At 61.7% G+C, this 23689-nt stretch carries 18 protein-coding genes; 17 read left to right on the top strand and 1 reads right to left on the bottom strand.

From position 1 onward, the window contains the following. Positions 1-5 precede the first annotated feature (5 nt). The 11 genes from nuoG to DDE76_RS07655 all read left to right on the top strand — a co-directional run bounded on the left by nuoG (position 6) and on the right by DDE76_RS07655 (position 12925). Positions 6-2108: an NADH-quinone oxidoreductase subunit NuoG gene (gene nuoG, locus DDE76_RS07705; RefSeq protein ID WP_104894428.1), complete on the top strand. Its 2103-nt coding sequence runs from the start codon at positions 6-8 to the stop codon at positions 2106-2108. A gap of 9 nt (positions 2109-2117) precedes the next feature. Then, positions 2118-3215 (top strand): NADH-quinone oxidoreductase subunit NuoH, encoded by a 1098-nt coding sequence (nuoH, locus tag DDE76_RS07700; protein ID WP_104894427.1) that lies wholly within the window; start codon positions 2118-2120, stop codon positions 3213-3215. Continuing rightward, positions 3215-3703: an NADH-quinone oxidoreductase subunit NuoI gene (nuoI, locus tag DDE76_RS07695; RefSeq protein WP_104894426.1), complete on the top strand. Its 489-nt coding sequence runs from the start codon at positions 3215-3217 to the stop codon at positions 3701-3703. Before nuoH ends, nuoI begins: the two co-directional genes overlap by 1 nt. Positions 3704-3714: 11 nt before the next feature. Beyond that, positions 3715-4323 carry an NADH-quinone oxidoreductase subunit J gene (locus tag DDE76_RS07690; protein WP_104894425.1) on the top strand — a complete coding sequence of 203 codons (609 nt, stop codon included), beginning with the start codon at positions 3715-3717 and terminating at the stop codon, positions 4321-4323. Between the two features lie 15 nt (positions 4324-4338). After that, the gene (nuoK, locus tag DDE76_RS07685) at positions 4339-4647 is read left to right on the top strand and encodes an NADH-quinone oxidoreductase subunit NuoK (RefSeq protein ID WP_086470809.1); all 309 of its coding nucleotides are present in this window, start codon (positions 4339-4341) and stop codon (positions 4645-4647) included. A gap of 10 nt (positions 4648-4657) precedes the next feature. Next, positions 4658-6709, top strand: a complete 2052-nt coding sequence (gene nuoL, locus DDE76_RS07680) for an NADH-quinone oxidoreductase subunit L (RefSeq protein WP_104894424.1) — start codon at positions 4658-4660, stop codon at positions 6707-6709. Continuing rightward, positions 6709-8292, top strand: coding sequence for an NADH-quinone oxidoreductase subunit M (locus DDE76_RS07675; protein ID WP_104894423.1), 1584 nt, complete (start codon positions 6709-6711; stop codon positions 8290-8292). Before nuoL ends, DDE76_RS07675 begins: the two co-directional genes overlap by 1 nt. Positions 8293-8301: 9 nt before the next feature. Then, positions 8302-9747 carry an NADH-quinone oxidoreductase subunit NuoN gene (gene nuoN, locus DDE76_RS07670; RefSeq protein WP_104894422.1) on the top strand — a complete coding sequence of 482 codons (1446 nt, stop codon included), beginning with the start codon at positions 8302-8304 and terminating at the stop codon, positions 9745-9747. Positions 9748-9848: 101 nt separating this feature from the next. Then, positions 9849-10679, top strand: coding sequence for a biotin--[acetyl-CoA-carboxylase] ligase (locus tag DDE76_RS07665; RefSeq protein ID WP_104894421.1), 831 nt, complete (start codon positions 9849-9851; stop codon positions 10677-10679). A 74-nt stretch (positions 10680-10753) separates the two neighbouring features. Continuing rightward, entirely contained in the window at positions 10754-12427 is a 1674-nt protein-coding gene (locus DDE76_RS07660) for a ribonuclease J (protein WP_104894420.1), read from the top strand. A 246-nt stretch (positions 12428-12673) separates the two neighbouring features. Then, positions 12674-12925, top strand: a complete 252-nt coding sequence (locus DDE76_RS07655; protein WP_104894419.1) for a DUF1467 family protein — start codon at positions 12674-12676, stop codon at positions 12923-12925. A gap of 202 nt (positions 12926-13127) precedes the next feature. On the opposite strand, the gene DDE76_RS07650 is transcribed toward DDE76_RS07655, so the two are convergent. Continuing rightward, positions 13128-13442 (bottom strand): MmcQ/YjbR family DNA-binding protein, encoded by a 315-nt coding sequence (locus DDE76_RS07650; protein ID WP_104894418.1) that lies wholly within the window; start codon positions 13440-13442, stop codon positions 13128-13130. 351 nt (positions 13443-13793) lie between these two features. Between DDE76_RS07650 and proS the strand changes: the two genes are divergently transcribed. The 6 genes from proS to tsf all read left to right on the top strand — a co-directional run bounded on the left by proS (position 13794) and on the right by tsf (position 23629). Continuing rightward, positions 13794-15143, top strand: a complete 1350-nt coding sequence (gene proS, locus DDE76_RS07645; RefSeq protein WP_104894417.1) for a proline--tRNA ligase — start codon at positions 13794-13796, stop codon at positions 15141-15143. 14 nt (positions 15144-15157) lie between these two features. Beyond that, positions 15158-16513 (top strand): ABC transporter permease, encoded by a 1356-nt coding sequence (locus tag DDE76_RS07640; RefSeq protein ID WP_104894416.1) that lies wholly within the window; start codon positions 15158-15160, stop codon positions 16511-16513. Further along, the gene (locus DDE76_RS07635) at positions 16506-17192 is read left to right on the top strand and encodes an ABC transporter ATP-binding protein (protein ID WP_104894415.1); all 687 of its coding nucleotides are present in this window, start codon (positions 16506-16508) and stop codon (positions 17190-17192) included. The genes DDE76_RS07640 and DDE76_RS07635 overlap by 8 nt, the downstream gene beginning before the upstream one ends. Before the next feature lie 838 nt (positions 17193-18030). Next, on the top strand, positions 18031-21486 hold the full coding sequence (dnaE, locus tag DDE76_RS07630) for a DNA polymerase III subunit alpha (RefSeq protein WP_104895048.1): 3456 nt from the start codon (positions 18031-18033) through the stop codon (positions 21484-21486). A gap of 337 nt (positions 21487-21823) precedes the next feature. Continuing rightward, positions 21824-22597: a 30S ribosomal protein S2 gene (gene rpsB, locus DDE76_RS07625; protein ID WP_104894414.1), complete on the top strand. Its 774-nt coding sequence runs from the start codon at positions 21824-21826 to the stop codon at positions 22595-22597. Positions 22598-22702: 105 nt separating this feature from the next. Further along, entirely contained in the window at positions 22703-23629 is a 927-nt protein-coding gene (gene tsf / locus DDE76_RS07620) for a translation elongation factor Ts (RefSeq protein WP_104894413.1), read from the top strand. The last annotated feature ends 60 nt before the right edge of the window (positions 23630-23689 follow it).

Here is a 23689-nt window from a genome sequence, read left to right as displayed (position 1 = left end):
AGACCATGGCAAATCTCAAAGTCGACGGGCAGCTCATCGAAGTCCCCGATCACTACACCCTGATGCAGGCTGCCGAGGCTGCCGGCGCTGAAATTCCGCGCTTTTGCTACCATGAGCGCCTGTCGGTCGCCGGCAATTGCCGCATGTGTCTGGTTGAGGTGAAGGGTGGCCCGCCAAAGCCGCAGGCGTCGTGCGCCATGTCGGTCAAGGATCTGCGTCCCGGCCCGAACGGCGAACCGCCCGAAATGTTCACCAACACGCCCATGGTCAAAAAGGCCCGCGAAGGCGTGATGGAATTCCTGCTGATCAACCACCCGCTCGATTGCCCGATCTGCGATCAGGGCGGCGAGTGCGATCTGCAGGATCAGGCCATGGCCTATGGCGTTTCCGGCTCGCGTTTCGCTGAAAACAAGCGCGCCGTCGAAGACAAATATATGGGCCCGCTGATCAAAACGGTGATGAACCGCTGCATTCACTGCACGCGCTGCGTTCGCTTCACCACCGAAGTCGCCGGCATTTCCGAACTGGGCCTCTTGGGTCGCGGCGAAGACGCCGAAATCACGCCTTATCTCGAGCGTGCGCTGACCAGCGAATTGCAGGGCAATGTCATCGACCTTTGCCCGGTCGGTGCGCTGACGTCCAAGCCCTACGCCTTCAACGCCCGCCCCTGGGAGCTCACCAAGACCGAATCCATCGACGTGATGGACGCTGTCGGTTCGGCCATCCGCGTCGATAGCCGTGGCCGCGAAGTCATGCGCGTTCTGCCGCGGATCAACGAGGCCATCAACGAAGAGTGGATCTCGGACAAGACCCGCTTCATCTGGGATGGTTTGAAGAGCCAGCGCCTGGACCGCCCCTATGTGCGCAAGTCGGGCAAGTTGCAGGCCGCCACCTGGGAAGAGGCACTCGCCGCGGTTGCCACCAAGGTTAAGAAGGCCGGCAGCAAGGTCGGCGCCATTGCCGGTGATCTCGCCGCTGTCGAGGAAATGTATGCCCTCAAGGGCCTGCTCGCCTCGATCGGTTCGGGCATGACTGATGTGCGCCCCGCCATGTCGGGCATCGATCCGTCCATGCCGCGCTCGGCCTATCTGTTCAACCCGACCATTGCCGGGATCGAGCAGGCCGACGCCATCCTCATCATCGGCGCCAACCCGCGCAAGGAAGCGTCGCTGATCAATGCGCGCATCCGCAAGACCTGGCGCGCCACCAACCTGCCCATCGCCGTCATCGGCGAGCAGGCTGATCTCACATACGCTTACGATTATCTCGGTTCAGGCTTCGAAACCCTGGCCGATCTTGCCGCTGGCAAGGGTGCCTTTGCCGAAACCCTCAAGAACGCCAAGCGCCCCCTGATCATTGTGGGCGAAGGCGCTGTTTCGCATGCCGATCTCGGCAAGCAGGCCGGCCGCGACACCATCGCACTCGCCGCCAAGCTCGCCACTGGCACCAATGTCGAAGGCGACTGGAACGGCTTTGCCCTGCTGCACAATGCGGCCAGCCGTGTGGGTGGGCTCGATATCGGTTTCGTGCCGCATGACGGCGGCGTCTGCTCGGCCGACCAGATCGCTCTGGCTGGCAAGGGTGAACTCGATGTTCTCTTCCTGCTCGGTGCCGACGAATACGACATGACCGCGATGGGCAAGGCCTTTGTGGTCTATATCGGCTCGCATGGCGACAAGGGCGCACACCGCGCCGACGTCATCCTGCCGGCCGCGACCTATACGGAAAAGTCCGGCACCTATGTGAACACCGAGGGGCGCGTGCAGGTCACCACCCGTGCCGTGTTCCCGCCGGGCGATGCCAGGGAAGACTGGGCCATCATTCGTGCCCTTTCGGGCGCCATCGGCAAGCCGCTGGCTTACAATTCGCTGGCCCAGCTCCGTGCCGCGCTCTATGCGGAGTTCCCGCATCTGGCGCGCATCGATGAAATCGCACCCGGCTCGGCAGCGGAAATCGCCAAGCTCGGCAAAGCCGCCATCAAGACCAAGTCTGCGCCCTTCGTGTCGCCGGTCGCAGACTTCTATCTCAGCAATCCGATTGCCCGCGCCTCGGCCACAATGGCTGAATGCGCCCAGATGGCCGCTGGTTTGCGGCAGGCGGCGGAGTAGGGGAGCACAATGGACTTTATTCTCTCCGCCCTCGATTATCTGCTGGGCATCCCGTTCCTTGGATGGGGTGAGCAGATCGGCTTTGTCTATAAAGCGCTCGCGCTGCTTGTTGGCCTGTTGATCTTCACCGCCTTCATCCTTCTGGGCGACCGCAAGGTCTGGGCCGCCGTGCAGATGCGCCGTGGTCCCAACGTTGTCGGCCCCTTTGGTCTGCTGCAATCCTTCGCCGACCTGATCAAGTTCGGTGTCAAGGAAGCGGTCATTCCCGCCGGCGCTGACAAGGTGCTCTTCCTGTTGGCGCCCCTGATTACCGCGACCCTGGCCTTGGCCGGCTGGGCCGTTGTGCCGGTGGACAATGGCTGGGCCATGGCCAATATCAATATCGGTATTCTCTACCTGCTCGGTATTTCCTCGCTTGGCGTCTATGGCGTCATCATCGGTGGCTGGGCCTCTAACTCGAAATACCCGTTTTTCGGTGCGCTGCGCGCCGCTGCCCAGATGGTGTCCTACGAAGTCTCCATCGGTCTCGTTATCATCACCGTGCTGCTCTGCGTCGGTTCGCTGAACCTCAATGACATCGTCATCGCCCAGTCTGAAATGGGCCTGGCCCATGCTCTGGGGGTGCCGTGGCTCTCGTTCCTGAACTGGTTCTGGTTGCCGCTTTTCCCGATGTTCGTAGTGTTCTACATTTCGGCTCTGGCTGAAACCAACCGCCCACCCTTCGACATGGTCGAAGGCGAATCCGAGCTGGTTGCCGGGTTCATGACCGAATACTCCTCGACGCCCTACCTGCTGTTCATGCTGGGCGAGTACATCGCCATTCTGCTCATGTGCGCCATGACCACCATCCTATTCCTGGGTGGTTGGGCAGCGCCGATTGACCTGCCGCCCTTTACCTGGATTCCGGGCGTCATCTGGTTCTTTATCAAGGTAAGTCTCGTCTTCTTCATGTTTGCCATGGCAAAGGCCATCGTGCCCCGCTATCGCTACGACCAGCTCATGCGGATCGGTTGGAAGCTGTTCCTGCCGCTCTCCCTGCTCATGGTCGTGATCGTCGCTTTTGTTCTCCAGCTCACCGGCTGGGGCTGGCACGGGGGTATCGCCTGATGCGCGCCGGACAACTGATCAACAAGCTGCTGCTGACCGAATTCGTCACGGCCTTCTTCCTGGCCATGCGTTATTTCTTCGGGGCGAAGCCAACCATCAACTATCCCTTCGAAAAGGGCGCCGTGTCGCCGCGCTTCCGGGGTGAACATGCGCTGCGCCGCTACCCCAATGGGGAAGAGCGCTGCATTGCCTGCAAGCTGTGCGAAGCCATCTGCCCGGCCCAGGCCATCACCATCGAGGCCGGCCCGCGTCAGAATGACGGTACCCGCCGGACCGTGCGCTACGACATCGACATGGTGAAGTGCATCTATTGCGGCTTCTGCCAGGAAGCCTGCCCGGTCGATGCCATCGTCGAAGGTCCGAATTTCGAGTTCGCAACAGAAACGCGCGAGGAACTCTACTTCTCCAAGGAGAAGCTCCTTGCCAATGGCGACCGGTGGGAGCGTGAAATCGCTGCCAATCTGGCCGCCGACGCGCCTTATCGCTGAGAGGGAAGAGCATGACCCTTCCGCTGTTCTTCTTCTACGTCTTCTCCGCCATTACCGTGGCGTCGGCCTTCATGGTCATATCCGCGCGCAATCCCGTGCATGCGGTGCTGTTCCTGATCCTGGCCTTCGTCAACGCAGCAGGTCTGTTCATGCTGGCCGGAGCCGAATTCCTCGCTCTGCTGTTGATCGTGGTCTATGTCGGCGCCGTGGCCGTGCTGTTCCTCTTCGTCGTGATGATGATCGACGTGGATTTTGCCGAGCTGAAATCTGGTTTGCTGTCTTATGCACCGATCGGCATGGTGGTCGGCGCTATCCTCTTTCTTGAACTTCTGCTGGTGGCCGGCAGCTTTGTGATTGCGCCCGATGTGGTGGGTGCCGGGGGGCTGCCGATCGACGCTACCATGGACAACACAAGGGCGCTCGGGCTGGTGCTCTACACGCGCTACGTCTTCCTGTTCCAGGGGGCTGCTGCAGTTCTGCTTGTCGCCATGATCGGCGCCATCGTGCTGACGCTGCGGCACCGGACGGGCATCAAACGGCAGAGCACCGCCTCGCAACTGGGTCGCAAGCCCAGCGAGACGGTTCGCAACGTCAAAGTCAAAAGCGGTCAGGGGCTATAGGGGGTTACTATGGGTCTGGAAATCGGGCTCGGTCATTACCTGACCGTAGCAGCAATCCTGTTCACGCTCGGCGTGTTCGGCATTTTCATCAACCGCAAGAACATCATCGTCATCCTGATGTCGGTGGAACTCATCCTGCTGGCGGTGAACCTCAACCTGGTGGCTTTCAGCGCGCATCTCAATGACCTTCAGGGTCAGGTCTTTGCGCTGATGATCCTGACCGTGGCTGCCGCCGAGGCCGCCATTGGTCTGGCGATCCTGGTTATCTTCTACCGCAACCGCGGGACGATCGCGGTTGAAGACGTCAATATGATGAAGGGCTAAGAGCACCGCTATGATCATTCAGGCGATTGTCTTCCTGCCCCTCATCGGGGCGCTTGTGGCCGGGTTGCTCGGCCGCACCATCGGCCACCGGCCATCCGAGTTCATCACCACCGGTCTGTTGCTCATCGCGGCCGTGCTGAGCTGGATCGTGTTCATCCCCGTTGCCTTTGGTGACGGCCTGGTCGGCGCCGTAGGCGATGGCCACGCGGCCGTGGTCAAGGTCGAGGTGATGCGTTGGATCCAGGTTGGTGACATGGATCTGCGCTGGATCCTGCGTGTCGACACGCTGACCGCCATCATGCTGGTCGTGGTCAACACCGTGTCCGCGCTCGTGCACCTCTATTCCATTGGCTACATGGAAGAAGATCCGCATCGCTCGCGCTTCTTCGCCTATCTCTCGCTCTTCACCTTCGCCATGCTGATGCTGGTGACCGCCGACAACTTCCTGCAGATGTTCTTCGGCTGGGAAGGCGTGGGGCTGGCCTCCTATCTGTTGATCGGCTTCTGGTACACCAAGCCCTCCGCCACGGCGGCGGCGATGAAGGCCTTCATCGTCAACCGTGTCGGTGACTTCGGCTTTGCCCTGGGCATTTTCGGCGCCTTCCTGGTGCTGGGCCACATCGATTTCGACGGGGCCTTCCACGCCGCCGACGAGTTCGCCGCCACCGGCCTGCCCGTAATCCAGTTCCTCTCCTGGCAGCTCGATGCCATGACGGTTATCTGCCTGCTGCTGTTCATGGGTGCCATGGGCAAGTCGGCGCAATTCCTGCTGCACACCTGGCTGCCGGACGCCATGGAAGGCCCGACCCCGGTGTCGGCGCTGATCCACGCCGCCACCATGGTGACGGCCGGAGTTTTCATGGTTGCGCGCCTGTCGCCGCTGTTCGAAACCTCGCCGATCGCCTTGACCGTCGTCATCGTCATCGGTGCCATCACCGCCTTCTTTGCGGCAACGGTTGGCCTCGTCCAGAACGATATCAAGCGCGTCATCGCCTATTCGACCTGTTCCCAGCTCGGCTACATGTTCGTGGCACTCGGCGTCGGGGCCTATTCGGCCGGTATCTTCCACCTGTTCACCCACGCCTTCTTCAAGGCCCTGCTGTTCCTGGGCGCCGGCTCGGTCATCCATGCGATGCACCATGAGCAGGACATGCGGAACATGGGCGGCCTGCGCAAGAAGATCCCCATCACCTACGCCATGATGATGATCGGCACACTGGCACTCACCGGTGTCGGCATTCCGGGCACCAATTTCGGTTTCGCCGGCTTCTTCTCCAAGGACGCTATCATCGAAAGCGCCTATGCGTTCGGCGGCAATGTCGGCTCGCTCGCCTTCTGGCTGCTGGTCGTGGCCGCGCTGTTCACCAGCTTCTATTCCTGGCGCCTGGTGCACCTGACCTTCCACGGTACCCCGCGCGAGGCGGCACATGGACATGATGACCATGCCCATGATGACCACGCCGATCATGGGCATCATGGTTCGGCCCATGACAATGCGCACGAGTCGCCCAATGTCATGCTGGTGCCGCTCTATGTGCTGGCCGTCGGCGCGGTGCTGGCCGGCGTGGTGTTCTACGGCATGTTCTTCCACGACGTGGAGCATATCGAGCACTTCTTCGCCGGATCGATCTATGTCGATCACCAGATCATCGAAGACGCCCATCATGTCCCGACCTGGGTCAAGTGGAGCGCGACCATCGCTATGATCATCGGCTTCGTTGCGGCCTGGTACATGTATATCCGCCGCCCGGACGTGCCCGGCAGGCTCGCGGCGACCAATCCGGGGCTCTACCAGTTCCTGCTCAACAAGTGGTACTTCGACGAGCTCTACAACACGATCTTCGTCAAGCCTGCGCTCTGGATCGGCAATGCGGTCTGGAAGGGCTTTGATGACTGGCTGGTCGACGGCAAGATTGCCGAAGGCTTGGGCCGTCGTGTCCAGAACGTCACGAGCTGGGTCGTCAAGCTCCAGTCCGGCTATCTCTACCACTATGCCTTCGCCATGCTCATCGGCATCGCGGCACTGTTGACCTGGGCCATCGCGGCCGGGGGACTGATCTGATGACCTTTGAGAACTCTATCCTCACCCTCCTGACCTGGCTGCCGGTTTTCGGCGCGGCAATCCTGCTGTTCACGCCCAAGACCGCGCTGAACGCCATCCGCTGGATCGCACTGGCCACCACCCTGGTTGTCTTCGTACTGTCCCTGGCCCTCTGGCAGGCCTTCGACGCCTCCAGCGCCGGCTTCCAGTTCGTGGTCAACATGCCCTGGATCGGTGACTCGATCGGCTACCGCGTCGGCGTCGACGGCATCTCGGTGCTCTTTGTCGTGCTGACCGCGCTGCTCATGCCCGCCGCTGTCCTGGCGAGCTGGGACGTCGAGACCCGCGTCAAGGAATACATGATCGTGTTCCTGGTGCTCGAAACGCTGATGATCGGCGTTTTCACCACGCTCGACCTGGCCATGTTCTATGTCTTCTTCGAAGGCACCCTGCTGCCGATGTTCCTCATCATCGGCATCTGGGGCGGCGCGGCCCGCATCCAGGCGGCCTACAAGTTCTTCTTCTACACCTTCATCGGCTCGGTGCTGATGTTGCTCGCCATGATGGGCATGTATTGGGACGCTGGCACCACCGATATCGTCCGCCTGCTTGGCCACGATTTCCCGGTCGGCATGCAGACCTGGCTCTGGCTGGCATTCTTTGCCTCGCTGGCGGTCAAGATGCCCATGTGGCCCTTCCATCGCTGGCTGCCTGAGGCCCACGTACAAGCACCGACAGCCGGCTCGGTCATCCTGGCCGCGATCCTGCTCAAGCTCGGCGGCTACGGCTTCCTGCGCTTTTCGCTACCCATGTTCCCCGATGCTTCGGCCCAGTTCGCCAACTTCGTCTTCCTGCTTTCGGTCGCGGCCATCATTCTGACCTCGCTGGTCGCTCTGGTGCAGACCGACATCAAGAAGCTGATTGCCTATTCGTCGGTGGCCCATATGGGTTTTGTCACCATGGGCATCTTTGCCGGCAATGCTCTGGGCATCCAGGGCGCCATGTTCCAGATGATCAGCCACGGCATCGTGTCCGGCGCGCTCTTCCTCTGCGTCGGCGTCATTTATGACCGCATGCACACCCGCGAGATCTCCGCCTATGGCGGCCTTGTCGAGCGCATGCCGCAATATGCCTTTGCCTTCATGGTCTTCACCATGGCCAATGTCGGCCTGCCGGGCACATCGGGATTCGTGGGTGAATTCCTCACCATGATCGGCGTTTTCCAGGTCAATACCTGGGTGGCCTTTGGTGCGGCCTTCGGCGTGATCTTCTCGGCCGGCTATGCCCTCTGGCTTTACCGCCGGGTGGTCTTTGGCGCCCTCACCAAGGACAGCCTCAAGGGCATTCTCGATCTCAACCTGCGCGAAAAGGTGGTGCTCTATCCGCTCATCGTGCTCACCGTGGTGTTCGGCTTCTATCCGGCCCCGATCCTCGATACGACCGCCGCCGCGGTCGACAATCTGGTCGCGCAATATTCGGCTGCCAATGGCCTTGATCCGGCCGTGGCCCAGGCCGATGCCCGCGCCCCCCTTGAATATGTCGCGCCTGCCGAAGGCGCGGCCCAGCCGGCCGACGACCACGCGGCCGAGCCCGCTGCGCATTAGGAGACTGACGTGAACTCTGACGTTACCGATTTCGCGAGCCTGGCTCCTGCCTATCCCGAAGTGCTTATGGCATTGGGCATTCTCGTGCTCTTGCTGGTCGGCGTGGTGATCAACAAGGAGCGCTCGGCGCTCGTGTCCTGGCTCGCCGTGGGCCTGCTGGCCGCCACCGGCCTGCTGGTCATGCTTCAGCCGACCGACGGCGTCATCTTCAATGGCCTCTTCATCGCCGACAGCTTCGGCCGGTTCATGAAGGTACTGGTCATTGGCGGCGCCGGCCTGGCCCTTATCCTTGCCATGTCCAATGCTGAGGAAAACGGCGTCCACAAGTACGAGTATTCCGTGCTGGCGCTGCTCGCCACGCTCGGCATGATGGTCATGGTGTCCGCCAACGACCTGATGAGCCTTTATGTCGGCCTCGAGCTGCAGTCGCTCTCGCTCTATGTCATGGCGGCGATCAAGCGCGATGACCCACGGGCTTCCGAGGCGGGCTTGAAGTATTTCGTGCTCGGCGCGCTGTCTTCGGGCCTGCTGCTCTACGGCGCCTCGCTGATCTATGGCTTCACCGGCCATACCAATCTGGGCGAGATCGTCATTGCCATCGCAAATGAAGGTCGCTCGGTCGGCCTGATCTTCGGCGTGGTGTTCCTGCTTGCTGGTGTTGCCTTCAAGATCTCGGCGGTGCCGTTCCACATGTGGACGCCCGACGTTTATGAAGGCGCACCCACACCGGTTACCGCCTTCTTTGCCATGGCGCCCAAGGTGGCGGCGATGACGCTGATGATCCGTCTGGTGATGGATACCTTCGCGCCCATCACCTCTGACTGGCAGCAGATCGTCATCTTCCTCTCGATTGCCTCCATGGTTCTGGCCGCCTTTGCCGCCATCGGCCAGCAGTCGCTCAAGCGCCTGATTGCCTATTCGTCCATCGGCCATGTCGGCTTTGCCCTTGTGGGCCTGTCTTCGGGTACCCAGGTCGGGGTGGAAGGCGTCGCCATCTATATGGCGATCTATGTGGCCATGACCGTGGGACTGTTTGCCTGCCTTCTTTCGTTCCGCACCGACACCGGCTATGTCGAAACCATCGATGATCTGGCTGGCGCAGCCCAGACCCGGCCCTTCGTGGCCGCCATCATGGCCATTCTCATGTTCTCGCTGATCGGCCTGCCGCCGCTTGCCGGGTTCTTTGCCAAGTGGCACGTATTCCTGGCCGCTATCGAAGCCAACCTCTACGTGCTTTCGGTGATCGGCGTGCTCGCCTCGGCCGTCAGCGCCTTCTACTATCTGCGCGTGGTCAAGGTGATGTTCTTCGACGCACCGATCAAGCAGTTTGCCGCTGTCCCCGGAGAGCTGAACATCATCATGGCGGCCTCCGGCTTCCTGGTTGTCACCTACTACTTCACGGTCGGCAATCCGCTCGCCTCCTGGGCGCAGACAGCTGCCGGAAGCCTGTTCTAGTGCATCGGTCCGAAAAGTGGTTGCCGGTTTTCGGTCAGCCGATGCATCATATTTCACCTGGATCACACCGGACATGCCCGTCGGGGCATGTGGTGATCTAGGTGGCAAGGTTCGCCTTGGGTGCAAAAGCCCGTGACGCCGGATACCGGCTTGCGGGCTTTGACTCCATCGGCTCAACCAATAGCGAGGCGTTGGCCTCGGCCGCCGCAGGCGATCCCGGCGGCATCTGGTTTGCCGCTCTGCAACAGACGGCCGGCCGTGGCCGCCGGGGTAGGGAATGGCACAGCCCCCACGGCAATCTGGCCGCCAGCCTCCTGGTTGTGCCTGATGCTTCGCCTGACACCATCGCCACGCTGGGTTTTGTGGCTGGCGTGGCGCTCAACGCCGGTCTCTCCGCTATTCTGCCGGGCGGCATGGTCCGCATCGGCATTGATGGGGCCGACGGCGCCGATGGCCGGTCGCGCATTGCGCTCAAATGGCCCAACGACGTTCTGGCGGACGGTGCCAAATTGGCCGGCATCCTGCTCGAAACCACCAAGACAGCCGATGGACGCCAGGCCGTCATCATCGGCATTGGCGTCAATGTGGTTGCGGCGCCCGAAGGGGTGCCTTATCCAGCAACCTCGCTGCAGGCCCTGGGCGTCGCGCGCTCGGCAGAAGACGTGTTCGAGGCCCTGTCCGACGCCTGGGTGGACGCTTTCAGCCTCTGGAACGATGGTCAGGGCGTCGGCGCGGTTCTCACCCGCTGGCGGGGTGCAGCGGCAGGCATAGGCGCACCGGTGGCCATCAGCCAGGACGGCGTGGTGCGCCGGGGCATTTTTGAAACCATCGACTCCTCGGGTCGGTTGATCATTCGCGACGATGACGGCGCGCGGCATCCGATCACGGCAGGCGATGTGCATTTTGGGGCAACGGCCAGCGCCCGAAGCTGACCACAACATAAACGGCAGGGCGGCCGGCGACCTTGAGATCGTCCGGCGTTCTGCCAGATAAAGGAAAAATACCCATGGCTAAGAACCAAAGGGATGAACTCGTCTTTGTGCCGCTTGGCGGCGTTGGCGAAATCGGCATGAACATGGCCGCCTATGGCTTCGGCCCAGCCCATCGCCGCAAGTGGATCGTGGTCGATTGCGGGGTCAGCTTCGGCGGTCCCGATCTGCCCGGCATCGAACTGATCATGGCCAATCCCGAATTTCTCGAGGAGAACGCCGACGATGTGCTGGCGCTGATCCTCACCCACAGCCACGAAGACCATTACGGCGCCGTGCTCGACCTCTGGCCGGTCTTTGACAAGCCGGTCTATGCGACCCCCTTTACGGCCGCCATGCTCGCCGCCAAGCGGGCAGGGGATGGGATCGTTGAAAATGTCGATGTGACCATCATGCAGCCGGGCAAACCGTTCGACGTCGGCCCGTTCACCATCGAGCCGATCAATGTTGCGCACTCGATCCCGGAATCGAACGCCATCCTGATCACCACGCCAATTGGCCGCGCTCTGCATACCGGCGACTGGAAGCTCGATCCGACCCCGGTGATCAGCGCACCAACCAATTTTGATCGCCTCAAGAAGATTGGCGAGGACACCTCTACACCGTTGGCCCTGATCTGCGATTCAACCAACGCCACCAAGGAAGGCGAAAGCCCGAGCGAGCAGGAAGTCGGCGACAATCTCGCCAAGCTCATCGCCGATGCACCGCACCGCGTCGCCGTCACCACCTTCGCTTCAAATGTCGGACGCGTGGTCTCCATCGTTCGCGCTGCCCACAAGGCCGGCCGCGAAGTGGTCCTCTCGGGTCGCTCGCTGCACCGCATCATGGGCATTGCCCGCGAACTGGGCATGCTCGAAGGCCTGCCGACGCTGCACGACCAGGATGCCTATAAGTCCATTCCGCGCGACAAGTGTGTGCTGATCTGTACCGGTAGCCAGGGCGAGGCCCGTGCCGCCATTGCCCGTATCGCCCGCGGCGATCATCCGGTGATCGACCTCAATGCCGGCGACCGCATGATCTTCTCGTCCTGGGCCATTCCGGGCAATGAGCGCGAAGTCATCGACATTCAGAACCTGCTGATCGACAAGGGCGTCGAACTCATCACCGCCAATGACGCACTTGTTCATGTCACCGGCCACCCCCGGCGCGGCGAACTGCAAAAGCTCTATTCCTGGGTCAAGCCCGAGGTTCTGGTGCCTGTTCACGGCGAATCGGTACATCTGCAGGCGCACGCCAAGCTCGGCCGCGAAGAAGGCATTCCCAATGTCTGCGAGGCCCGCAATGGCGATATGGTCCGGCTCTTCCCCGAGCCCATGGCCTATCCGGCCGAAGTGCGCACCGGCGAACTCTATCTCGATGGCCTGGTGCTCTGCACCCCCGAGGAAAGCGGCGTAAAGGGCCGCCGCCGCCTGTCCTTTGGCGGCATGGTCATTGTCAGCCTCTGCGTCAATGGCGGTGGCCAGGTCGTCTCCGGCCCCGATCTGGTCGTCGAAGGCCTGCCCGAAACCGACGAAGAATCGGTCACCGACCTCATCGAAGACACCATCACCGGCGTCATCAAGTCGATGCCCGCCAAGCGCCGCAGCGACACCGAAGTGCTCAACTCCGCCCTGTTCAAGGCCATCCGCAACGAGGTCAACGCCTTCTGGGGCCGCAAGCCCAACGTCTCGGTCTTCGTGCATCGGGTCTGATGTCACGCGCAGAGGCAAATCATCCAGCTTGTTCGTCACCCCACCCTCATTCCCTCCCCATCGAGGGGAGGGAGGCGCAGGTTGCGATGCCGGTGTTCATCGTCTCCCCCCTTCTGGAGAGGCTAGCGAAGCTGGACGCCTGGCGTCCTTAGCGTAGGGGTGGGGGTGACAGCGGATCTTATGCGAGATTCCCGCCGCGACACCGCGCCACTTCCCACTGACCCCAATTCCGCGTTAGGTAGCCCCATGCAAATCGGATCCCTCATCGCCGTCTATTTCGTGGTCTGGTGGCTCACTTTTGTGGCCGTCCTGCCCATTGGCAGTCACAGCCACCATGAAAAGGGGGCTGAAATCGTCGCGGGTTCCGATCCCGGCGCGCCGGTTGCCCCGCGCCTGATCTCGAAGATGCTGATCACCACTGCGCTGGCGGCCCTGTTTACCGCCCTGCTGCTGTGGGGCCTCAGCAACGAAACCCTGCAGGCCTACTGGAACCGCTGAGGTCTCGTGCACTTCGTGGGTGGAGAAGCATCGCTTCTCCTGGCGCTGCGCCGTGTATTCCTCTCTCCTTTCGGGGGAGATGGCTGGAGCGAAGCGTAGGTCGGTAAGGGGCCGCTTCCACAATTATAGCTGTTGCTGGGCGCGTCCCTGTCTGTCTCCGCGGTCGCGGAAAATGGGCCCACTCAACGCAATGGTGCCGACACTACTTCTTTGCCACCGCGTGCATATGGGCCAGCCCAAGCGCGGCTACGATGTCCGCCTCATTGGCCGATGCGAGGGTCATGGTCGTCCAGCCTTGGCGTCCCCAGCCATTGTCGATGGCCCGGAATATCTCCGGCGCGACCATGCACTTCAATTCCTGCTCTTCTGGCGTGAATTTGATATTGGCGCTCCGGCCGTCGGCCGCCAGAGTCGCAAAGGTGCGTTTCACCTTGAACGCGACCCTGTCGAAATGCGGCGCGGAGGTCGTCCCCGGCAGACTCAACGCAATTCGCGTGAATGTTGCGGCATCGACCATAGTAAATTGTTCCTCAAACAAAAAAGCAGGGCACAAGGCCCTGCTGGAATGAGTTTGTTCGACAATACGTTGGTCTTAGGCGCGCTACGAAGCGGCTGCCAACGCTCCTCCCTTGACGTTGTCGACGTCCGGCGGTTTGGGCCACCTTTGTTTTATTGGGGCGGACCCTAACAACAGAAAATCGCTCTGCCAAGTAGATTCTGCATAGCTTGCATGCTTGCATCGAATGGACGGTTGCGATTTGAGTGTGCATCAACAAATCCTGCGAGTCGACGTGAGCATGTTCCGGAAAAGTGGTTGCCGGTTTTCCGACAAGAACATGCTCCAATAAGCCCTTTTGTCGGAGTTCCCATGCGCCTTTCCCGCTATTTTCTGCCGGTGCTTCGTGATGTGCCCAAGGAAGCCGAGATCGTTTCGCACCGCCTGATGCTGCGCGCCGGCATGATCCGCCAGCAGGCCTCCGGCCTCTATTCCTGGCTGCCGCTCGGCTACAAGGTGCTGATGAAGGTGCAGAAGATCATCGAGGAGGAGCAGAATCGCTCCGGCGCGATTGAGCTGCTCATGCCCACCATCCAGTCCGCCGATCTCTGGCGCGAATCGGGGCGCTACGACGCCTATGGCAAGGAGATGCTGCGCATTGAGGACCGGCACGAGCGCGAATTCCTCTATGGTCCCACCAATGAGGAGATGATCACCGACATCTTCCGCACCTATGTGAAGTCCTACAAGGACCTGCCGCTTAATCTCTACCACATCCAGTGGAAGTTCCGCGACGAGGTGCGCCCGCGCTTTGGCACCATGCGCTCCCGCGAATTCCTCATGAAGGATGCCTACAGTTTCGACCTGACCAAGGAAGACGCGGTCAAGGCCTATGAGCGTATGTTTGTGGCCTATCTGCGCACCTATGCCCGCATGGGCCTGACCGCCATCCCCATGCGCGCCGATACCGGCCCCATCGGCGGCGATCTCAGCCATGAATGGATCATCCTGGCCGAAACCGGCGAAAGCCAGGTCTTCTGCCACCGCGACCTGCTCGACAAGCCCATTCCCGGCCAGGACACCGATTTCATGGGCGACCTCAAGCCCATCTTCAACGACTGGACCTCGCTCTACGCCGCCACCGAGGAAATGGTCGACCAGGGCGAATACGAAGCCGCCGTGCCCGAGGACAAGCGCGTTTCCGCCCGCGGCATCGAGGTTGGACACATCTTCTATTTCGGCACCAAATATTCCGAGCCCATGAAGGCCAGCGTCACCGGCCAGGATGGCAAGGAAACCATCGTGCATATGGGCTCCTACGGCATCGGCCTGACCCGCGTCGTGCCGGCCATCATCGAGGCCAGCCACGACGAAAACGGCATCATCTGGCCGGTTTCGGTCGCGCCCTTCGAGGCCGTCCTGATCAATCTCAAGGCCGGCGATGCCGACACCGACGCGGCCTGCGACAAGCTCTATGCCGAGCTGACCGCCGCCGGTCTCGACATGCTCTATGACGATCGCGACCAGCCGGCCGGCTCCAAATTCGCCACCGCTGACCTGGTCGGCATTCCCTATCAGCTCATCCTGGGGCCGCGTGGCCTTAAATCGGGCGAAGTTGAAATCAAGCATCGCAAGACCGGCGAGCGCGAATCGCTGCCGCTCACCGAGGCGGTCGCGCGTCTCAAGGGCCTGATCGAACCCCAACGGATGACCGACATTTGACCGACAGCGCGCCAATGCCGAGGGGAGGCCGGGCAACCCGGCCATTCGCCCGCTTCGAATGGTTGATCGCCGGGCGCTATCTGCGCGCCCGCCGCAAGGAAGCCTTCATCTCGGTCATTGCCAGCCTCACCATGGTCGGCGTGGCCATTGGCGTGGCGACCCTCATCGTCGTCATGTCGGTGATGAATGGTTTCCGCGGCGAACTGCTCGATAAGATCTTGGGCCTGAACGGTCATTTCACCGCCCATCCCATCGAGAGCCAGTTCACCGACTACAAGGAAACCGTGGCCGCCCTTGAGCAGGTCGATGGCGTTTCCTTCGCCGTATATTTCGTCGAAGGCCAGGTGCTGGCTTCCGGCCGCGGCTCGTCCACCGGCGTTTCCGTGCGCGGCATGGATGAGGAAAATCTCAAAAAGCTCGATCTGCTCTACAACTCGGCAGAGCAGGGCGGCTTCGACCAGTGGGACGGCAGCCGGGGCGTCGCCATCGGCTATCGCTTGGCCCAGACGCTGGGCCTCGGCATCGGTGATCAGGTGCAGATCATCAATCCAGATGGCGCCATGACGCCCTTCGGCTCGACCCCGCAGATCCGCTCTTACCCGGTCAACGCCATCTACAATCTGGGCATGGTCGAGTTCGACAGCTTCTTCATGTACATGCCGCTCGAGGCCGCGCAGGACTATTTCCGCATGGTCGACGAGGTCCTCAAGCCCGGCATGGAACGGCTCGATCCGCTCGCCAGCGACGCCGAAATCGACGCCGCCTATGAACGCGTTCCCCGCGCCACGGCCGTCGAAGTGTTCATAGACGATCCCGATGAAGTGTCCCTGATGCGCCAGCGTCTGCAATCGGCGCCGGACGTCCGCCCGCTGGTCCTGACCGACTGGCAGCAGCGCAACGAAACCTTCTTCTCGGCCCTTCAGGTCGAGCGCGTGGTGATGTTCACCATTCTATCCATGATCATCCTCGTGGCCGCCTTCAACATCATCTCCAGCCTCATCATGCTGGTGAAGGACAAGGGTGCCGACATCGCCGTGCTGCGCACCATGGGCGCGACCCGTGGCGCCATCATGCGCATTTTCTCCATCACCGGCACCGCCATCGGCGTCATTGGTACGCTGGTGGGAACTGTTGTCGGCCTGATTGTCGCCGCCAATGCCGAGGCCTTGCGTGCGTCAATCTCCAATCTGCTCGGGGTGACCCTGTTCCCGCCCGAAGTCTTCTTCCTCTCCTCGCTCCCCAGCCGCACTGACCCCATGGAGGTCACCGTGGTGGTCTGCATGGCCCTGGGCCTGAGCTTCCTGGCCACGCTCTATCCCGCCTGGCGGGCCGCGCAATATGACCCGGTCGAGGCCCTGCGTTATGAGTAAACCCCATCTCAAGCTCTCCGGCGTCCATCGCCACTATGGCGAAGGCGAGCGCCTCGTTCGCGTGCTGGAAGCCGCCGATCTGACCGTCGAAAGCGGCGAACTGGTCGCGCTCGTCGCGCCGTCGGGCGCCGGCAAGTCCACGCTGCTGCATCTCTGCGGCTTGCTCGAATCCCCCCAGGGCGGCGAGATCGAGATCATCGGCCAGCCCACCAGCCAGCTTGGTGACCGGGCCCGCACCCAGCTCCGGCGCTCGACCGTCGGCTATGTCTACCAGTTCCACCACCTGCTGCCCGAGTTCACCGCGCTCGAAAATGTGGTTATGCCGCAGCTCATTGCCGGTCATGACCAGAACAAGGCCGAGGCCAGGGCCATGGAACTGCTCGACCTGCTCGGCGTAGCACCCCGCGCGGCCCATCGCCCCGCCGAATTGTCCGGAGGTGAACAGCAGCGCATTGCCATCGCCCGTGCCGCCGCCAATCATCCCCGCGTTATCCTGGCCGACGAGCCGACCGGCAATCTTGATCCCGAAACCAGCGACCTGGTGTTCGAGGCCCTCAAGGATCTGATCAAGAACGAAGGCGCTGCCGCCCTCATCGCCACCCACAATCACGACCTCGCCCGCCGCGCCGACCGCATTGTCACGCTCAAGGGCGGCCTGGTGGTGCCGCACAGTCTTTGAAGCTTGCCGCAGGGCAAGCGCATAAAGAAACGAACTGGTGACCTCGCAGGCGGTTCGCGCAGCGAACGCTTGGCTCCAATGGGGCCGGGACAATTGAGACGACCGCAAGGGTTATCTTCGTTTGGCACGATACCAATCCAAATACCGCGCCGACCTCCCCTTGATGGGGAGGTCGCGTAGCTTAGCCGGCAGGCATAGCGAAGCTGGGAAGGGGTGTGCCTTCTGTTTGAAAAGATATCCCCGCCTGCAAAACCTCCCCCATACTCCTCCCCATCACTCCCGCGTCGGACGGACTGCAGCGAACTTTTGCGGGGGGAGCCGGTTGGGTGCTGGGTCGCTCCAGAGCCTGCCTGCTGGTTGGGCCACCTTGCGACGAGCGATCAATAGGGGCCACGACAGCAGGAGAAACCCGGTGTTCCGAGGCGGCGACGTCTCTATTTATCTAAGTTTACTGAGACGCACGCGCCTCGGAACACGTCCACATCTGCAACCGGGGTCGTCAGCGTCACCCGGATCTTCGGCACGTCCCGAATCTTAACACCCGCCAAACACCTCCTAACGAAATCCTAACCAATTAACCGCTGTCCCCGGTTTCACCGCTGTTCCTGTCTGGACGAGAACAAAAAGAGAATATACAAGAACATTACAGAAACACGGGAGACCAGAATGCTCGATTTTGTCAAAGACCTCGCCGCTTTCGTTACCCTGGGCGCCTTCACCATCGGCTCGCTGACCTGGATGGATATCATCACCCACATCGTGTGATCGGCTGTGGATTGACGCAACGGCGGTTTGACCCCGGCCAAGCCGTGCCGCAGGGTCAGATCAGGAGATGCATATGCGCGGCCCTGGCTTCATTCACCTTCACGTTCATTCCGCCTTTTCGCTGCTCGAAGGGGCATTGCAGCTTGAGACCATTCTCAAGCTGGCCGCTGAAGACGAACAGCCGGCTCTCGGCATCGCCGACACCAACAATCTCTTCGGCGCTTTGGAGTTCTCCGAGAAAGCGGCCAAGAAGGGCATTCAGCCCCTGATTGGCGTCGAACTTGCCGTCGATTTTGCCGCCGCCGAAGAACGGGTCAGCGAACGTGGGCATATCGCCTGGACCGGCAAGTCCAGCATCGTCCTGATGGCGCAATCCGAAACAGGCTTTTCCAATCTCTCGCGCCTGGTCTCGCGCGCCTATCTTGAGGGCGAGGACGGCCTGGCCCGGGCGAGTCTGGACTGGATGACACGCGAAAGCCTTTCGGGCCTCATCTGCCTCTCCGGCGGGCCCGAAGGCGGCATCGACATGGCCTTTGCCAACGGACAGGACGCCAACGCAACCCGCCGGCTGGACCGTCTGGCCGATCTGTTCGGCGATCGCTTCTATATCGAATTGCAGCGTCACGGCCGGCCCATGGAGACGACGGTCGAGCCGCGTCTGGTCGACTACGCCTATCGCAAGGGCATCCCGCTGGTCGCCACCAACGAACCCTTCTTCAAGACCGAGAAGGAATATGAGGCCCACGACGCGCTGCTGGCCATCGCTGGCAGTTCCGTGCTCGCCCAGACCGAGCGGCGCAAGCTCAACGACCAGTATTATTTCAAGACCCGCGCTGAGATGGTCGAGCTGTTCTCCGACCTGCCCGAGGCCCTCGATTCGACCATCGAGATCGCCAGGCGCGTGGCGTTCCGTCCGCGCACCCGCGGGCCGATCCTGCCCAAATTCGCCGCCGGCTCGCACGCTACCGAAGACGAAGTGGTTGCCGCCGAGGCCGCCGCCCTGCGCAAGATCGCGGTCGAGGGTCTAGACAAGCGCCTCGAAATCGTCGGCCTGGCACCGGGCAAGGAAGAGAAGGAATATCGCGAGCGGCTCGATTTCGAGCTGGGTATCATCGAGAAGATGAAATTCCCCGGCTACTTCCTGATCGTGGCCGACTTCATTCAATGGGCCAAGGCCCACAATATCCCGGTCGGGCCGGGGCGCGGCTCGGGCGCCGGCTCCCTGGTGGCCTATGCCACCACCATCACCGACCTCGATCCCCTGCGCTACAATCTGCTGTTCGAGCGCTTCCTCAATCCCGAACGCGTCTCGATGCCCGACTTCGATATCGACTTCTGCCAGGATCGGCGTGAGGAAGTCATCGACTACGTGCAGGACAAATACGGATCCAGCCAGGTCGCCCAGATCATCACCTTCGGAACGTTGCAGGCCCGCGCCGTGCTGCGCGACGTCGGCCGCGTGCTGCAGATGCCCTATGGCCAGGTCGACCGCATCTGCAAGCTCGTGCCTGCCAACCCGGCCGATCCCTGGTCCATCGAGCGCACCATGAAAGAGGTGCCCCAGTTCAAGCAGATGGCCGATGAGGACGAGACGGTCGGGCAATTGGTCGAGATCGCCAAGGCTCTCGAAGGCCTGTTCCGCCACGCCTCGACCCATGCCGCCGGTATTGTCATCGGCGACCGGCCCCTCCAGGAACTGCTGCCGCTGTACCGCGATCCGCGCTCCGACATGCCGGTTACCCAATACAACCTGAAATGGGTCGAGCCGGCTGGCCTCGTCAAGTTCGATTTTCTGGGCCTCAAGACCCTGACTACCATCCGCTATGCCGTGGACATGGTGAAGCAGCGGGGCGTCGAGCTCGATATCGACGCCATCGATATCGAGGACGCAGCCACCTACAAGCTGTATGCGCGGGGCGACACCTACGGCATCTTCCAGTTTGAAAGTGCGGGCATGCGCCGGGCACTGATGGATCTCAAGCCCGACCGCATCGAAGACCTGATCGCCATGAACGCGCTCTATCGGCCAGGCCCGATGGACAATATTCCCAGCTTCATCAACCGCAAGCACGGCACCGAGGAGGTTGTTTACCCCCATCCAGCGCTGTCCGAAGTGCTGGACGAGACCTATGGCATCATCGTCTATCAGGAGCAGGTGATGCAGATCGCCCAGCTTCTCTCGGGCTACTCGCTCGGCGAGGCCGACATGCTGCGCCGCGCCATGGGCAAGAAGATCAAGGCGGAGATGGATAACCAGCGCATCCGCTTCCGCGAGGGCGCGGGGCCCAACGGGGTGAGTGCGGCGCTCGCCGACGAAATCTTCGACCTGTTGGCCAAGTTCGCCAATTACGGCTTCAACAAGAGCCACGCTGCTGCCTACGCCTGGGTCAGCTACCAGACTGCTTATCTCAAGGAGCATTTCCCGCACGAATTTTATGCGGCCTCAATGACCCTCGATATGGCCCAGACCGACAAGCTCTCCGACTTCCGGCGCGAGGCCGGCAAGAAGGGCATTGAGGTGGTCCCGCCCTGCGTCAACCAGTCCGAGGTGGTGTTTTCGGTCAAGGATGACCGGGTCCATTACGGCCTCTCGGCGGTCAAGGGCGTCGGCAGGGCCATGGCCGAGCACATTGTGGAAGTGCGCGGCGACCAGCCTTTCAAGGATCTGGGGGACTTTGCCCGCCGCGTAGATCCGCGCGTGCTCAATAAGCGCACGCTCGAAACCCTGGTCAATGCGGGTGCATTCGATTGTCTCGTTCCGCGCCGGGAAATTGCCTTTGCCGCAGTCGAATCCGTCATCGGCACGGCTCAGGCCCTCACGGCCGATCGCAGCTCCGGCCAGGTCTCGCTGTTTGGTGGCGTGGAGGAAGAGCCATTCCGCCTGCCGACCGGGGTTGCGGTCTGGAATTCAACCGAACGGGCCGATCGCGAACTGGCGGCCATCGGCTTCCATCTTTCAGCCCATCCGCTCGACGCCTATGCCGACTTGTTCGAAAAGCTTCGCGTCCAACGCTGGAGCGACTTTGAACGCGCCGTGAAGGACGGGGCCGGGGCAGGGCGCCTCGCTGGCACGATTTCCTCGCGAAACGACAGGCGAACACGTAAGGGCACGCCGATGATGATCCTGACCCTGTCGGATCAGAGCGGCACCTATGAGTGCATTGCCTTTTCCGAGCAGATCAACGAGTTCGGCGCTATCCTGCAGCCAGGCAATTCGGTCATTCTGCAGGTCGGGGCCGATGAGCGTGCCGAAGGCATCAGCGTGCGCCTTATGTCCGCTGAACCCATTGAAGGCATGGCCGAGCGGATCGACCGGCAATTGACCGTATTCCTTGCCGATCCTCAGGCCCTGGGCCCGACCAGCGCGCAACTCAAGCGCGGCGGCAATGGCACGGTCAATTTCGTGGTGATCCGGGATGGGGGGGCGCGCGAATACGAGATCGAACTGCCCGGCAAGTACAACGTCACGGCCGAAGTCGCCGGCGGCATCAAGGCGCTTGAAGGTGTGACCGATGTTCGCTTCGCGTAAACGAAAACGCGGGGGAGGCGAGCCTTTGGGGGCCCTTCCTCCCTCGCTCAGGGGTTCTCACCCTTGTCCCCGCGTCTGGGCGCGGGTCTATGGTTAATCAATACCACATCGGCGCCGCCGGTTGCTTGAAATTGTCGTGAATGCCGCAGGCGCCCGCTTTGCCTGCTGTTCTGGGTTGCTTCTCGCACCGCCTTGGCATATAGCAGCCACGCGTTCGGCACGGGTCGAACGTGATTTCACACACGAAGCAGGCTTTTCCCTTGCGGAAAATCCAACCGGTGGCGGGTTCCGCTGCAAGGCTTCGTGGAGGCATCAACCGGTAAAGGAGCAGCCCATCATGGCACTGCCAGAATTCTCCATGCGTCAGCTTCTCGAAGCTGGCGTGCACTTCGGCCACCAGAAGCATCGCTGGAACCCGAAGATGGAACGCTACATTTTCGGCGTTCGCAACGACATTCACATTCTCGATCTGAGCCAGACCGTGCCGGCCCTCAGCCGCGCCCTGCAGCTCGTATCCGACACCGTGGCTGATGGCGGCCGCGTTCTCTTCGTCGGCACAAAGCGCCAGGCCGCCCCGCTGGTGGCTGACGCGGCCAAGCAGTCGGCCCAGTACTACGTCAACTCCCGTTGGCTCGGCGGTACGCTGACCAACTGGCAGACCATCTCCAACTCGATCGCCCGCCTGCGCGAGCTCGAGTCGATGAGCGAGGCCGACCTGGCCCTGCGCACCAAGAAGGAACGCCTGATGATGTCCCGCGAGCAGGAGCGTCTTGAGCGCGACCTGGGCGGCATCAAGGACATGGGCAACCTGCCAAACCTCTTGTTCGTGATCGACACCAACAAGGAAGAGAACGCAATCAAGGAAGCCCGTCGCCTGGGCATCCCGGTCGTCGCCATCGTCGACACCAATTGCGATCCCGATATCGTTGACTACGCCATCCCCGGCAATGACGACGCCAGCCGCGCTCTTGAGCTCTATGTCTCGCTGATCTCGCGTGCTGCCATCGACGGCATCGGCCGCTCTTCGAGCGCGCTCGGCGCCGATCTGGGCTCGGCTGCCGAGGCGCCCGCCGAGGACCTGCCGGCCGAAGGCGACGCAACCGTCAACTAATCTTCGTGCAGGCGTGCCTTCCTGTGGGAGGCACGCTCCGCCCGATTCCGGGCAAGTACCCACTCGAATAAGCCGCCCCGCGAGGGGCCGCCAAGAGGTGAACCCATGGAAATCACTGCTGCAATGGTCAAGCAGCTCCGCGACTCGACAGGTGTCGGGATGATGGACTGCAAGAAGGCCCTGGCTGAAACCAATGGCGATATGGACGCAGCAATTGACTGGCTGCGCACCCGTGGCCTGGCAAAGGCCGCCAAGAAGGCCGACCGCGTCGCTGCTGAAGGTCTGGTCGGCGTCATCACTGCCGGCACCAAGGCCGCTGCCGTTGAAGTCAACTCTGAAACCGACTTCGTTGCCCGCAACGAGCAGTTCCAGAACATCGTCGAAGCTGTCTCCAAGCTGGCGCTCGATGCTGATGGCGATGTCGTCAAGCTCGGTGAAATGCCGTTCCCCGGCACCGGCCACTCGGTTTCCGCTGAACTGACCGAAGCCATCGCCAAGATCGGCGAGAACATGAACCTGCGCCGCACCGAGACCGTTTCGGTCACCGACGGTGTGGTCGAAAGCTACGTCCACAATGCTGTTAAGCCCGGAATGGGCAAGATCGGTATTCTGGTTGCCCTCGAATCGACCGGCGATAAGGCGTCTCTGTCGGCTCTTGGCAAGCAGCTTGCCATGCACATCGCGGCTGCCCAGCCTCAGGCCATCTCGCCCGACGAGCTGGATCAGGAAGTTGTCGCCCGTGAGCGCGCCATCATCCTTGAGCAGGTCAAGGAAAGTGGCAAGCCTGCTGACATCGCCGAAAAGATGGTTGAAGGCCGCATGCGCAAGTACTTCGAAGAAGTGACCTTGCTCAGCCAAGTTTTTGTCATCGACGGTGAAACCAAGGTTGGCGACGCGATCAAGAACGCCGAGAAGGACGCTGGCGCCCCGATCAAGCTCACCAAGTTCGTGCGCTATGCTTTGGGCGAAGGTATCGAGAAGGTCGAAAGCGACTTTGCCGCAGAAGTCGCGGCTACTGCTGGCACCAAATAAGCCAGACCAATTTGGGGGAATGGGCGATTTCGCCCGTTCCCACGCTCTCCGGATAGGCCG

It is taken from the genome of Devosia indica (assembly GCF_003056405.1).
In the GTDB taxonomy this organism is placed as follows: Bacteria; Pseudomonadota; Alphaproteobacteria; order Rhizobiales; family Devosiaceae; genus Devosia; species Devosia indica.
Note: the sequence above shows the minus strand (reverse complement) of the source record. Positions and strands in the feature narration are given on the sequence as shown.

What these genes read in the sequence shown, in the direction of transcription:
- nuoG (WP_104894428.1), top strand. Translation starts at nt 6, where the DNA reads ATGGCAAATCTCAAAGTCGACGGGCAGCTCATCGAAGTCCCCGATCAC.
- nuoH (WP_104894427.1), top strand. Translation starts at nt 2,118, where the DNA reads ATGGACTTTATTCTCTCCGCCCTCGATTATCTGCTGGGCATCCCGTTC.
- nuoI (WP_104894426.1), top strand. Translation starts at nt 3,215, where the DNA reads ATGCGCGCCGGACAACTGATCAACAAGCTGCTGCTGACCGAATTCGTC.
- DDE76_RS07690 (WP_104894425.1), top strand. Translation starts at nt 3,715, where the DNA reads ATGACCCTTCCGCTGTTCTTCTTCTACGTCTTCTCCGCCATTACCGTG.
- nuoL (WP_104894424.1), top strand. Translation starts at nt 4,658, where the DNA reads ATGATCATTCAGGCGATTGTCTTCCTGCCCCTCATCGGGGCGCTTGTG.
- DDE76_RS07675 (WP_104894423.1), top strand. Translation starts at nt 6,709, where the DNA reads ATGACCTTTGAGAACTCTATCCTCACCCTCCTGACCTGGCTGCCGGTT.
- DDE76_RS07660 (WP_104894420.1), top strand. Translation starts at nt 10,754, where the DNA reads ATGGCTAAGAACCAAAGGGATGAACTCGTCTTTGTGCCGCTTGGCGGC.
- DDE76_RS07655 (WP_104894419.1), top strand. Translation starts at nt 12,674, where the DNA reads ATGCAAATCGGATCCCTCATCGCCGTCTATTTCGTGGTCTGGTGGCTC.
- DDE76_RS07650 (WP_104894418.1), bottom strand. Translation starts at nt 13,442, where the DNA reads ATGGTCGATGCCGCAACATTCACGCGAATTGCGTTGAGTCTGCCGGGG.
- proS (WP_104894417.1), top strand. Translation starts at nt 13,794, where the DNA reads ATGCGCCTTTCCCGCTATTTTCTGCCGGTGCTTCGTGATGTGCCCAAG.
- DDE76_RS07640 (WP_104894416.1), top strand. Translation starts at nt 15,158, where the DNA reads ATGCCGAGGGGAGGCCGGGCAACCCGGCCATTCGCCCGCTTCGAATGG.
- DDE76_RS07635 (WP_104894415.1), top strand. Translation starts at nt 16,506, where the DNA reads ATGAGTAAACCCCATCTCAAGCTCTCCGGCGTCCATCGCCACTATGGC.
- dnaE (WP_104895048.1), top strand. Translation starts at nt 18,031, where the DNA reads ATGCGCGGCCCTGGCTTCATTCACCTTCACGTTCATTCCGCCTTTTCG.
- rpsB (WP_104894414.1), top strand. Translation starts at nt 21,824, where the DNA reads ATGGCACTGCCAGAATTCTCCATGCGTCAGCTTCTCGAAGCTGGCGTG.
- tsf (WP_104894413.1), top strand. Translation starts at nt 22,703, where the DNA reads ATGGAAATCACTGCTGCAATGGTCAAGCAGCTCCGCGACTCGACAGGT.